Origin of the sequence: Cryobacterium sp. TmT2-59, assembly GCF_004403545.1 — a bacterium.
Taxonomy (GTDB): domain Bacteria; phylum Actinomycetota; class Actinomycetes; order Actinomycetales; family Microbacteriaceae; genus Cryobacterium; species Cryobacterium shii.
Window position 1 is genome coordinate 1 of sequence record NZ_SOGM01000018.1, and the last position, 12,153, is coordinate 12,153.

Annotated in this window: 11 protein-coding genes; 10 read left to right on the forward strand and 1 reads right to left on the reverse strand. The window is 62.0% G+C overall.

Translation table 11 applies throughout. The annotated features are described in order from the left end of the window. Positions 1 to 168: 168 nt before the first annotated feature. The 6 genes from E3T24_RS02550 (at position 169) to E3T24_RS02575 (ending at position 7,429) form a co-directional block, all read left to right on the forward strand. Positions 169 to 1,254 carry a competence protein CoiA family protein gene (locus E3T24_RS02550; RefSeq protein WP_134434246.1) on the forward strand — a complete coding sequence of 362 codons (1,086 nt, stop codon included), beginning with the start codon at positions 169 to 171 and terminating at the stop codon, positions 1,252 to 1,254. A 414-nt stretch (positions 1,255 to 1,668) separates the two neighbouring features. Continuing rightward, on the forward strand, positions 1,669 to 3,318 hold the full coding sequence (locus tag E3T24_RS02555) for a DUF726 domain-containing protein (RefSeq protein ID WP_198419666.1): 1,650 nt from the start codon (positions 1,669 to 1,671) through the stop codon (positions 3,316 to 3,318). Between the two features lie 474 nt (positions 3,319 to 3,792). Further along, on the forward strand, positions 3,793 to 4,620 hold the full coding sequence (locus tag E3T24_RS02560) for an EcsC family protein (protein WP_241978594.1): 828 nt from the start codon (positions 3,793 to 3,795) through the stop codon (positions 4,618 to 4,620). A 352-nt stretch (positions 4,621 to 4,972) separates the two neighbouring features. Further along, positions 4,973 to 5,587, forward strand: coding sequence for a DUF4230 domain-containing protein (locus E3T24_RS02565; RefSeq protein WP_134434248.1), 615 nt, complete (start codon positions 4,973 to 4,975; stop codon positions 5,585 to 5,587). Between the two features lie 206 nt (positions 5,588 to 5,793). Then, the gene (locus tag E3T24_RS02570; protein ID WP_134434249.1) at positions 5,794 to 6,603 is read left to right on the forward strand and encodes a hypothetical protein; all 810 of its coding nucleotides are present in this window, start codon (positions 5,794 to 5,796) and stop codon (positions 6,601 to 6,603) included. Positions 6,604 to 6,664: 61 nt separating this feature from the next. Further along, positions 6,665 to 7,429, forward strand: a complete 765-nt coding sequence (locus tag E3T24_RS02575) for a hypothetical protein (RefSeq protein WP_134434250.1) — start codon at positions 6,665 to 6,667, stop codon at positions 7,427 to 7,429. 86 nt (positions 7,430 to 7,515) lie between these two features. On the opposite strand, the gene E3T24_RS02580 is transcribed toward E3T24_RS02575, so the two are convergent. After that, a complete protein-coding gene (locus E3T24_RS02580) occupies positions 7,516 to 8,751 on the reverse strand; it encodes a hypothetical protein (protein ID WP_134434251.1) in 1,236 nt (411 codons plus the stop codon). A 173-nt stretch (positions 8,752 to 8,924) separates the two neighbouring features. Here E3T24_RS02580 and E3T24_RS02585 point away from each other — a divergent pair, with 173 nt between their 5' ends. The 4 genes from E3T24_RS02585 (at position 8,925) to E3T24_RS02600 (ending at position 12,114) form a co-directional block, all read left to right on the forward strand. Next, a complete protein-coding gene (locus E3T24_RS02585; RefSeq protein ID WP_134434252.1) occupies positions 8,925 to 9,443 on the forward strand; it encodes a nicotinamide-nucleotide amidohydrolase family protein in 519 nt (172 codons plus the stop codon). 97 nt (positions 9,444 to 9,540) lie between these two features. Continuing rightward, positions 9,541 to 9,723, forward strand: coding sequence for a hypothetical protein (locus E3T24_RS02590; RefSeq protein WP_134434253.1), 183 nt, complete (start codon positions 9,541 to 9,543; stop codon positions 9,721 to 9,723). A 507-nt stretch (positions 9,724 to 10,230) separates the two neighbouring features. Further along, positions 10,231 to 10,749, forward strand: coding sequence for a sigma-70 family RNA polymerase sigma factor (locus E3T24_RS02595; protein ID WP_134434254.1), 519 nt, complete (start codon positions 10,231 to 10,233; stop codon positions 10,747 to 10,749). Between the two features lie 69 nt (positions 10,750 to 10,818). Beyond that, positions 10,819 to 12,114, forward strand: coding sequence for a hypothetical protein (locus tag E3T24_RS02600; protein ID WP_134434255.1), 1,296 nt, complete (start codon positions 10,819 to 10,821; stop codon positions 12,112 to 12,114). Positions 12,115 to 12,153: the final 39 nt, after the last annotated feature.

Consider the following 12,153-nt stretch of genomic DNA (forward strand, 5'->3'; position numbering starts at 1 on the left):
CGCCACCCCCGACGCGGCCTGGATCAACAAGCCAGCCGACGCACAAGAAGAAGAGCCGAAACTAGCCGCCTAAACTCACGCTGGCCTCATTCACCTTGACAAATTCCGGGCTGCCGGGCTCCACTTACAACGGCCCACCGCACTAAGAAGCGCGACGGTCTCCAGCACATGTCCGACGGCGGAGGTCACTCGCGAGAGTCGATATTTCATTCGCAGGGCTGCGCTCTTATCGAAGAATGGCTGCGGCGAAAGTTCCCGAAGTCGCACGTCAAGCGAGAGGAATACACGAACGAGCTGGGGGAGCGCCGCGCAGACGTCCTGCTCACGGGGCCGGCAGGTGACCGCGTCGCATTTGAAATTCAATACAGCCCGATCACCCCAGATGCTTGGCGGAACCGGCACGAATCCTATCGTCGGCAGCATATTGCTGACGTCTGGCTGTTCGGTCACACGGGTAAGCAACTCCAGCTACGCCCAGACGGCACCGTAGCCATCAACCCGACACACGAAGCCGTCGTTGCAGTGGGCTCCGCACTAATGTTCATCAACCCAGAGCTGGAATTGATTGCTGTCGCAGTTGGCCAGGGTCGCGTGTTCGAGGAAGCCCTGGATGGCTACGGCGATGAAGAAGTTCAAGTTTGCGACGTACTAAAGGACGCCATTCTTGATCTGCGGCCACTGGCAGAGTTCAGACCGACGAATGGCAGAGGGTTGGGCGGCGACTGGCTAGATGGGCTCTATGCGCGCACCGACAACCTTCGCCGGCACAACGAGTCAGAGCGGAGGCGCGCCGCAGAACGGAGAGAGCGCACTCGGCTGGAAAAGATTGCACGCCAGAAGAAGTGGGAGGAACGACGTCGACCCGAGCAGGAGAAGATTCGGCGGCTCTTTGAATCAGTCGAACGGTGGGGCCGAAGCGAAGCGCTCGCTTCAATTGCGGCGTACTTCGGCGGTTTCCTGAGGGACCGCATCGAGATGAACGAGAACCCAACTGCACCTTCGGTGCGGCTCATGCGGTGGCAATGCGTTGTCTACTTCGACTTGATCGCTGGCCGAGACAAAGAGTTCGGAACGCGTGATGCGTACAACGCGATCATTCGACGCGGCGTAAACATGGGCCAACCGGACGCGTTCAAACAAGTCGCCCGCTACCTCTATCGTCTGGAGGAGGACGGGTACCTCCGCAGGCTTCCGGACTACCGACGAGACTCATTCCCCAGATTTGTGCCCACCACCAGCGGTGCCTGGTGGTGACTGCGGTGAGGCCCACATGGTCCGATGGCTATGGTCGAGCCACGCACTGGCGGGTTTCGGACCTGCTGACATAACCGGGCGTTATCGGACCTGAAGAATCCCCGCCGTACTCATCGGCTGAGCCTTCGACGCGAGCGACCGGCCGGCTCCGCGGTGTCTCGCGAGATGGCCGGCCGCCCCTCGGGTGTTAACGCCAACTGAAAACGGGGCCACCAACCACTATTAGGGGAGTCCCCGGGCCCTGGTCGAGTGGACTAGTTTTCAACCGTCGATTCTGGCTGGGTATTCAACCGTCGATGACAGATCGCAATTTCAACCCAGCGTTTCGAGACGGCCAGGCACTCTCCGCTGTGGGACGATCAAGCCATGCCTAGCTCTCTTCACGTCCATGTCATCGAAGGAACCCGACTCAGGGTGGACGTGGTCTCAGATCAGGGCGCCACCCTCGCCCTTGTCGGCGACCTAACCGACCTGGAGCCTGAAGTTGACAGTGGTGGCGTGCTCGCCGAGAACCCCGCGTTGCGCAGCAACATGTGGGCGTTCGCAAAAACCTGGTTTGCGGCTCGAACGGTGTCGAACGCCGACGCACTGAGGTTGGCTGATCCGGCCGAGCAAAAAGTGGCCCTGAAACAAGCAGATGAGGCGAGGAAGATCGCACAGAAACGCGCGGATGCCTATGCCGACACCGCGCAGTGGATCGCTGACGTTGCTGACGACGTTTCGCTGCTCGACGTAAAACAGGCGTGGTGCTCGTCGTGCTTCGCCGTGAACGAACATCGAAAGTCGAATCGTCCAGTCGGTCAGCTTCCGGCCTACGTGTGTCAAGGATGCGGTACGCCGACGCTGCCCTGCGTCGCGGTGGGTTGCGACAACATGGCTGTGAGGGATCGAGGCGCGATCCGCATCCCGCTGTTCTGCGCCGAGCATTGTCACGAGATCCCGGGCTTCGAGAAGTCTCAGGGAACCATAGGGGAGCTTCACGACTATGAAGACTTCCTGCGTTACGACAAGCCCGATCTCGGCGCGGCGTCCAAGATCGCTGTGGGCAGTGTCGTCGCGTTAGGGGTTGCCATACCGCTGACACTGCTCGCCATGCCCGCGATCGGCGGCGCGATCGGTTCGCTGGGCGTGTTCGGCGGGCTGTCCGGCGCCGCCGCTACTTCGCATGGCCTCGCATTGCTGGGAGGAGGGAGTCTTGCAGCTGGCGGGCTCGGCATGGCGGGGGGCACCGCGGTTGTCACCGCTGTAGGAAGTGCCGTTGGAGGTGCGCTCGGTGCCTCTGTCGCCAACGCGTATCTTCGCGAGGACAAGTCGTTCCGCATCGAGCTGCTGCGACCGGGCAGAGGAGGCGTGCCGGTCCTCGTTGCGAGTGGTTTTCTTACCGAGGGCAAAATCGACAAGTGGGGAGGCTGGAAGTCGATCGTCAATGGACGGTATCCCGATTCCCCTGTTTATCGAATCTGGTGGGGCTCGAAGGAACTCAAAGACCTCGCTGTTTTTGGGGGTGGCGCCGTGGGCAAGGGCGGAGCTGTAGCCCTGGCGAAGGCAGCGGCAGCAACAGCAACAAAAGCAGGTGCGAAGTTCCTCAACGGTGTTATCGGACCCATGGTGGCTGCCAGCGACCTCGCGGCAAACCCTTGGCACGTCGCCAAAAGTCGCGCCGACAAGACGGGGGTCATCCTCGGCGACCTGCTGGCTCGCACCGAAGCGGAGTCATACGTGCTCATCGGTCATAGCCTCGGAGCAAGGGTAATGGTGGTCGCGGCCGAAACACTCGGTACCAAACCGGGCGGCCCGAGAATCCAGTCTGCCCACCTTCTCGGGGCCGCGATCGGTGCCAAGAGTAACTGGGACGCTCTGACCGCGGCGGTGGATGACGTCGTGTACGGCTATCACTCAACCGCCGACAGCGTCTTGAAATTCATCTACAAGTCCGTGCAAGCGGGAGAGACTGCTGCCGGGCTGAGTGGCTTCATGCCTAGTTCCAGCAAGCTCCAGAACGTCGACGTTTCTGAAGACGTGAAGACCCATTTCGCTTACCAAGGGAACGTCCAACTCCGATAGCACCCAGGTCGTTTTCGGCACGCGCCACAGCATCCGTTTGTCCGTCAGCGTGCACATATTCATTCGTCGCCAGCGACGCATTCAAGTCGAAAGATCAAGCGGCGGAGGAAAAGACCGAAGCCGGCAGAGGAGATGGGGATTCATAGGCGCTGTAGAAAACAGCCCACCAAACTAAACCAAACACACAAACAGAAATCGCTCCTGAGAATTCTCAAGAGCGATTTCTTGTTTCCGGATGCTCCTCGCCCTGTGAAGAGGTTGAGTCGATCTGGCATGCCCGGGAACGACGCAAACGGCGGTGCGGACACACGTCCCTCCGCCTGGTCAGCCCCGCAGAGTTCGAGCTGCAATACTCAAACCAGAACGCGGTCTTTGCTCAAGCGGCATTGCCGCCTACGAGCGAGCCAAGGTCACTCCGACGTTGCGCTTCCCATCTCGGGCAAATCCACGTAAGAACTTCAGATAGGAATCGCCATGTCCAGCACGACCTCACTCATGCCCGAGGCGACACCGACCGCTACCTCCGACGAGGCCACGCTTACGGCGGAGGAGGCGACGGCTCCCGCCGAGGAGACACCTGTTGCCGATGAGGAGACTCCCGTTTCCGATGAGGAGACGACGACTGCCGCCGAAAGGGCGTCTGGGCAGCTTCTGAAGCTGGTCGGTACAGTGATTGACACTGGTGTCGGTCCGCTGACAGGGTCGATCACGTGGGCGGAAGATCGTCTCGCCCGCGTCCAAGGAACCCGCTACGAGCACAATGCCAACCCAACACGGAAGGTTAGGTCGGACGAGCACGATGATATCGAGAAGGCGATCAAGAGGCTGATCATCGAGTCGGTGGAAGCCGCCAGTGTAAACGGTTTCGTAACCGGGCTCGGTGGCTTCATCGCGATGCCAATTACTGTCCCCGCGAACATGGCAGGCGCACTCGTGATCAATGCGCGTCTCACAGCTGCCATCGCCTACCTGCGAGGCTACGACCCCAAGGACCCCCACGTCCGCACGGTGGTCACTCTAATCGCGGTGGGCTCGAACGCACAGCAGATCGTGAAGACATTTGGCATCGCGGCTGGAGCGAAGGTGGCGATTCAGGCGATCAAGAAGCTCCCGATAGTGCTGATTCGCGAGATCAACAAGAAGGCCGGTTTCATGCTTCTGGCCAAGTTCGGCACGAAGCGTGCGCTCGTCACCTTGTCCAAGGGTGTACCGCTCGTAGGTGGCGTGATCGGCGGTGCGGTGGACGCGACCATGACCACCGTTATCGGCCGCACTGCGAGTGCGATGTTCCCCGTCGATTGATCGATTCTTTCTGGCAGTCACCACGGTCGCAGCGCCATCCGATCCCACAACTCGGCGGTCTGGAGCCCCGGTGCACTGGCCTTGGAGTGGGCCGATCAGGTACCTTGCGTGCGCCCGCAACTTCTCGGCGCCGTCCCATATTTGGGGATGCTGAAGACCTGGGCCGCTACGTTCACGTCATCGGAAGTGCTTCACCTTAAGGTCTGGGGGCGCGGCCGACTTGGAGGCCACGGCGAGTTCAGCATGCGCGCGTCGGTCAAGGTCGAGCACACACAATAAGCTGAGATCGAAACAGCTCACTCGGCGCCGCCGACAGGAAAACCCGGGCCGTTTCAACGGCTAGGGGGATCCGATGACCACATTGATTTTGTTCAAACGCATAGCTTTCGTGGTGGTGGGTGCGGTAGTGGCGCTTGCCGGGCTCGGTGTGGCGAACGAGTATGGATTCAGCCCGTTCCAGCCGCCGCAGACAGATCGGAGTCAGCCCGCTGTGCTGATGTCCATCCAGAATCTCAGCCGGTACGAGGCCGCGGTCGCCAATTTCGAAAAGGTGATCGATATCCAGGACGAAGTCGCGAGGGTCCCAGGCATCATTCCCGGCCGGCGGACGCTGTTTGTCGCGGTGGGCACGGTCGACGCCTATGTCGACCTGTCTGGCCTCGCTGACAAGGACATGACGCTGTCCGAGGACGGCAAGGCGGTGACGGTCCGACTGCCCGAGCCGGAGCTCGAAAAGCCCAACATCGACCACGCCAAGTCCCATGTGGTCGATACTCGAACCACTTTCGACAAAATCTCCGACTTCATCGAGCTGCCTCAGGAGGCGAAGTTGTACCTTCGCGCCGAAAAGGACATGACTGCCGCCGCGGAGGAATCAGAGCTGCGGAAACGGGCGACTGCGAACACCAAGGCTATGTTGACCGCTACGTTCGACACTCTGGGCATCCGCGCCACCTTCATCGACTAAGGCGTGTCGAAAAGCCGGAGCTGGATAGCCCTCCATGACGCGGAACAACTCTGATCTGAGCGGCTAGAAGCTGACCAAGTGGGCGTGGGGCAGAACGCGACGTTTTGATCGATGAGAGCGGGCGGCGTAGGCGCTCATGAAGCTCCCAAGGAGTGCGCGCACTTCGACAACTGTTTGCGTGCCGAACCAAAGGAATGGGGTCATCGATGGGTGAGTACTTCCTCACGCGGGTGGAGCAGCCGAGACTCGGGACGGTCAACCACCATGAACTCGATCCACAAGTGGGCGGTCAATGGGAATGGTGCTGGGCGGTGCCACTTCCATATCGTGCCGTGAGCACGCCCTCCATCGGTGCACCGATGCCCGCCGCACCGCGATCCGACGTGGACTTCATGCAGTACCTCGGTTACTGGACTGCCCTGCAAAGCTTCCTCACCTACTCGTTCGGATGGACCCGCCACGACAGAGGTTTGCGTTGGTGGTATGACGCCGGCAAGCCAATCGATGACCCGCGCCTAGCACTGCTCAACGCCGTCTGGGAGCGGGACGGAACACTCCTGGCATATGCAGAGTGGTGTCACGACCGGCTCAAGTCGTTCGATCACCAGGCACTTGCTGAGTGGACGAATTATGACGGCCAGCCGGACTCCCTTACATCCGAGTGGGAGCGCCGGCTGCAAGCGGCGCGTCAAGAACCGGAATCCGGCGGAACGACTCCGCATGGTAAACATCTGGAGGGCGGCGACCACGCCGCGGCTCCTTCTGCCGATCACTACGAGGCAGCGCTGACCGTCACAAACCAAGCTGGCCGGCGTGGGGTCTACATATCGACGAGTGCCTTCGGCTGGTACCGCGGTCTGGTGGAACTGGCCGGGAAACTGCCTCATCCGAGTGGTGCGTCCTGGCGCATTGATGTCTACGTCCAGTCGATCGGGTTCGTCGGAACCTATCGCCGCTCGCGCAAGACGGGCCTTTGGTTTGCTGGCCGCCATCGTTTCCACTCAGTCGGCAACTGACGGCCAGAAAGGCAGGGCTGACCCAGCTCGGGACTAGCGACGACGACCGAAAGGGATGCACATGTACGGTTTCACCCATCACGGAGAGCGCTTCTGCCTCGATCCCGAAGTGATTGAATCCAACTTCGACAGCCAATCGCCCGAAGCCATCCACAAACACTGGGTTGAACTGCGGGGAATGCGATGGCCGGTCAACCAGGCGATGCGGATCGCAATTGGTGTTCAGCAACCTCCGGTACGGTCTTCTGCTGCGCGGCGCCATTTCCGCCGGGCGGGATATCAAGGGGGCACGGCAGGGAGGACAGCGACGTTACCGGTAGTACGTTCTCGACCCCGGGCAGCCTCATTTGAGGTCGCAAGCTTGCCCTTGCTTGACGCCGTCGGAGCGTCGGTCACATTCACATGGCGACTGGCCGGCGTAGTTACCTTGGATGCCAAGGGCGTGCCACGGTTTCCAGCGCTTCCGGACGCTCCCGGTCTCTATCGTTTCGATTTTGGCCAGGACGAGTCAGGCATCCGTACGTTGTACATCGGTGAAGGCAAGTCGCTTGCGAAGCGAGCCGGTCAGTACCGCAGATCAAAGGCAGACGGTAAGCGTCCGAACCGAACCAGCAGACGCATGTTCAAGGCCCTACTCGAACATCTGGGTGCGCGCGGCCAGGTGGACTTCGCGATTGCGACAGATGTGGCGGTGAACGGACGGCCGGCGCCTTTAACGATGAAATCAGCCAGGTTGCTTGCCGAGAGCGCGGCCGTCCTCGCGGCTCAGCTTGACCCCCGCATTGCGGTGCTCAATATTGACGCCGACCTCCTCGCGGAGGAGTAGCGTCGCTGGACCAAACCCCGTTAGAGCTGCCGTGGCTCCGGACCAGGAATAATCGAACAGACCGAGGATTGAACTTCAAAACGAATCTAAGACTTCTCGCTGAAGATGCGCATCTGATCGGCCAGATCCCAGTTGGGCCGCTGGTCCCGAGCCGCGAGGATCTCAAAAGACTTGATGAATCGGAAGTTGACTGCAACGCGAGCGGAGCGGTGCAGCTCCGGGGCATCCGTCGGGACAGGAATCCAGCCGAACCCGGGCTCACGGCGATAGACCATGTTCCTGGTTTGCGCATACAGGCCGACGAACGCGCCGCGCATCTCTCGGAAGAGGGCGAACAGGACCATGAACCCAGTGAGCTTCGTGATATCACCGTGGATCGCGTCCTTTGGCAGTGATGGAGCGGTAAACGGCACCAGATCGGCGCCGCTGGAGAGTTCGACGGGACTCCTTGAAAGCTCACCGGGAAACCCGTGCTTTGCGTTGGCCCGCGGCGGGGGAGGGAACGCAACGTCGCTCCCCGCACCAATCTCCCAACTGGATGCGTAAGGAAAGTCGCCGTATTCGCAGTCGTGAACAGGCAGCGCTCCGAGTCGGTGCGACTCTGCGAGCAGCTCCGAGTACCAACCCGCGTAGGCCCAGTCGATGCCCATGCCAGCATCGGTAGCGCCGGCCAGAATCTCGTGAGCGATCACGTCCAGTGTGGTGTCAGGGCGAATCTCGAGTGCACCGGCCCGAGTTTCTGCCGCACTTGAGTAGGAGAAGACGGTCGAGTCGAACTCCCAGTGCGGGAACTGGTCCCGATAGGTGATGTCCTCCGCGAGAACCACGACCAACCGCCAGCTGGCCATCGGTCCGCCGAGGTTCGGTAGCACGCGAAGGCGCTGGTGCCCCCTGGCATGCAGCAGGGCAACGGCATCGAGAAGCTTGAAGCAGACTTCACGCCAACCGAACGCGGTGCCGTCCGCAGCCGAAATCACCTGCGCCTCGTCATGGGCCTCACCCGTGTATAGATAGAAGCCCTGGATGCGATCGGATGGGCTACCGACCGTTACTCGATGAATGACTCCCTGGTGGGTGCTCGGCACAACGAAGTAGGTCGCAGCGCCGTGGAAAGCGAGTTGGAGGTACGCGACCACTCCAGCTCGAGTGGTGTCACCGCGTAGTTGGCACCGCTCGTTCCCAATCGGAACAGTGGTCACCACCGAATCGTGGGACTTACCAAAACCGTCACCAGAGGGGCTCCGTGCGAGCCATGCCATCAATTCGCGGTTGAAATGGTGCACGTCGTCACACACTGGCGGAAAGTTACTTCCGATAGTCATCGTGGTCCTCGCTTCCCGGTCATGGCAGACCATGAACTCCCTGCTTAGCACACAATTTTTGCGTTTCTGGGCTGACGTTTGGCCCGGTGCCGGCAGAACTTTCGGGAGGTCGGCGTAACTGACGGCATACTTATCCCTAACCCACTCAGCCTGATCGACTCGAAAGACGGCGCATGATCCAGACGGCGACAGCCACGCTCATCAAGACACTCACCGAGCATGGGCTCACGGTGGCGACTGCCGAGTCCCTGACCGGTGGACTGCTCGCCGGGGAGCTTGTCAGCGTGCCCGGGGCGTCGCTCGTGTTCAGCGGCGGCATCGTGTCCTACCACACCCAGTTGAAGCAGACCCTGCTCGGTGTCGACGCCAAACGGCTGGCTCAGTCCGGCCCCGTGGACCCGCTCGTCGCCGAGCAGATGGCCGATGGTGCTCGCCTTGCATGCTCCATCGACGGTCGCCCGGCCGACCTGGGGCTAGCCACTACCGGTGTTGCCGGGCCTGACCCCGATCCGCAGACGGGTCAACCTGCGGGAACCGTCTACGTCGGCATTGCCACGCGGCAGGGAGCGCGCTCGGTGCGTCTCTCTTTGCACGGGGATCGTCCTGCGATCCGCGTGGCGACAGTCGCTGCGGCCGTCCATGAAGCTCTGATCGAGCTGAAAGCACTCACGCTCGACGCGGTACGTGACTGACGTGCCCGGCGAGCCCACCACGCCAGCGCCGAGTGTCGACGTCCTGACCCGAATGACCCTCGGTGACGACCCAGCGTGCGAGTGCATGGTTTGTGACTTGCCCTTGGGAGTCGGTCATGGCCCCGTCGTCTGGAACCTCGTGCTCTGGTTCCCGGGACCGTATCCCAAGAACGGGGAAGCCGACATGCTGCTTTGCGATCACTGCAAGAACGACTGGGTCGATGGCGAATGGGACCCGCCGTACGACAACTTCATCATCACCCAGTGCACCCAGGTCTGATTGCGCCAGGACTCGCTCGTAACGCGCGCGCTGAGGGCTGTCGCACCTGCTTGTAACGTCGCGGTCGCGGCGCCGCGCCTCACGCTGGATCCGACCCGGGTCGGAGGTCGGCACCTCGGCAGTGGTGTAGGAAAAGAACGAGGGCTGCGGAGGAAACAGGGTTCCACAGTCACCGACGATCCGCGCCCTGCTGGCTTTCGCAAACAACCCACCAAAGGGGGCGTTCGCGAAACTCTTCACGAAACGGTCCGGTCGAAACAAAAAGAAATCGCTCCTGAGGCTTCTCAGGAGCGATTTCTGGTTTAAAGAGTTCTCGCGTCCGGTTTCGGTCGCAATTCTTGAATTGTGAGCGGGTTTTTTGCGGGGGTTGAAGTTCGTCAGCAGGATGGTGACGCGACCTCCGAAAATTCGGGGCGCTGCGTGCAAGACTTACGGCGGAAGCGACATATTCAGTATGTGAGGATCGCCAACACCCCAGCCACCGCCGACATGAGCGAGGGAGCGGCGATGCCTGAGAGCGCGGGCCCGGCCGAGACGGCGGCCGATGTCGACTGGTTCACCGTGATCGTCCGGGAGCACTCGACTGCGCTCGTGCGCTACTTCGCCCGCCGCGGACCGCGTCAGGAGGAGGATCTGGCCGCTGAGGTCTTCGCGACAGCTTGGCGACGGCGCAATGACCTGCCACGGGAGGCGGTGCTGCCGTGGCTGTATCGCACGGCGGGATTCACCCTCGCGAATTCGCGCAGGAAGCACATCGATCTTCCCGTCGACGCGGTGCCCGAGTCGGGTGCGGTTCGAATCGACGGCGATCCGGAATTGAACCTCCTATTCGATGCGGAACTCCGCGGTGCGCTTGCAAGCGTGGGGGAGCGAGACCGGCAGATCCTTCTTCTGCACGCGTGGGAAGGTCTCGACGGGGCCGAGCTCGCCGGCGTGCTCGGTATCTCCCGATCCGGGGCGGACGCCGCGCTGTCGCGCGCGCGTAAGCGATTGCGAGAAGCCTGGGGCGAGCGGATGTCGTTCTAGGGCTTCTGCAAGATTCGGCACGCCCCGCACATATAACAGGTGAACCGAAAATTCCGGAGGCTGATCGATATGAACGACGACGACAAACAACGAGACCTGGTTGCCCGGCTGCGTGCCGCCGACCCAGCGGGGGATGTCGAGGCGCGTGCCGGGTTCGCCGACGAGGTCGTCGCTCGGATGACCGGTTCTGAGGCTGAACCGATGGCCGGATCGGCACCCGCGGCCGACCTGGCCCAGGCACGAGCAAGCCGACGGCCACGCTGGCTCCCGTTCGTCGCGGTCGCGGCGTCGATTGCGATCGTGGGTGGCGCGGGATACGGGATCGGAGCGACCACAGGCGGGCCAATGAGCCTCGCCGACGGCGCTGCACCGCCCATCACTCTGCAGTCCAACGGGGGCCCCGAAAGCGTTACGCAAGGCGGAATAGAGCCAGCCGTGGGCTCTGGCGCCGCTACCGACCAGAAGATGTCTCCCTTGACCTACCCCTACGGATCCGGCCGGAACGCCTTCAGCGCGTCCAGTCTTGGCACCCAGACGGGCACAGCTCAGTCCTACGCCTACGACCCCCGTTCGGCATCCAGCTCAGACAAGGTCACCGCGCTCGCCGCGGCGCTCGGCATCGGGTTACCAGTCGAACTGCGAGACGGCCGCTGGGTCGCCGGCCCGCAGGACGGCAGCGCCCCGAGCCTGTCAGTGAGTCTCGACGGCATGCTGTCCTTCTACTTCCAGAACCCGGAGGTGAACCCGTGGCAGTGCGAGGGTGATCAGGTCTGCGAGCCGACCAGCGAGCCGCCCAGCGAAGACGCTGCGATCGGAGCACTTCGCGCGCTCCTCGTCGCCGCCGGCCGGGACCCCGCCACGTTCGAATTTACCTCTCAGGTGTGGGAAGGCTCTCCCACGCGAGCCGCCGAGGCAAAACCGGTCATCGACGGGCAGCAGCTCGACCAAGGTTGGTCATTGGAGATGGCAGAAGATGGTGTCGTCTCCGCCAACGGTGCCCTCGCCGACGTCGTTGCTCTGGGGATGTACCCGGTGGTAAGTGAGCAAGAGGGCTTCGAACGACTCTCAGACCCGCGGTTCAGCGGAGCACCGACGGTTCTGCCGATGGCCCTCCGTGATCAGGCGTTGACGACCGAGGAGTGGGTGGCGCCGATGGAGCCACCCGCGACACCAGTCGCCGGTACCTCGGTCTCATGGCCCGTGAACAAGGTTGAGATCGTCAGCGCACAGCTCGGTCTCGCCAGCCAGTGGCAGCCGGACGGGAGCGTCCTGGTGGTCCCCGCGTACGCGTTCACGGATGCCGAGGGCGGCACCTGGTCGGTTCTCGCCGTCGAGGAATCGATGCTCGACTTCCGGGCTTTTTAGACCATCGTTCACTGCCGGTTCGTGGGCGGGGAAGGCTTC